Source organism: Salinimicrobium oceani (assembly GCF_012037645.1).
This window is the reverse complement of record NZ_JAAVJR010000764.1, coordinates 1-421: the sequence shown is the minus strand read 5'-3', so window position 1 is coordinate 421 and position 421 is coordinate 1. Positions and strand designations below refer to the sequence as shown.

General features: G+C 40.9%; 1 pseudogene. It reads left to right on the top strand.

Annotation, left to right across the window (positions count from 1 at the left end):
* A pseudogene (locus HC175_RS19295) lies at window positions 1–421 on the top strand (TonB-dependent receptor); the annotation flags it as partial.

Sequence of the window (421 nt, the reverse complement as noted above, 5' to 3'; positions counted from 1 at the left end):
ACGACAGGTTCAGTATAACTTCAGATTCTCTTTACAACTACCGGAACCTACTCTTTACTTTACAGGCAGATCACCGGCTCAATGAAAAAAATCAGGGGAGCTTAATTTTGGCTAATAGCAATTATAATTTCAACATTGAATACGACAGTCAGTTCAACAATAATTTTACATCGGGATATACCATTAACGAAACGGAAGCCAAATTGGATATGCGCTACCTTCACAGCAAGGCTCATAAATTCAATTATGGAGTCTCCGGCAAGCTGTACAGTGTGAATCCGGGGCAAATTGAGCCGCTGGGTGCAGACGCAAATATTCAGCCATTTGAAATTCCTCAGGAAAAAGGACTGGAATCAGCAGTTTATATTTCTGACCAGTTTGAAGTGAATGATCGCTTACTGCTCAATGCAGGGATCAGGTA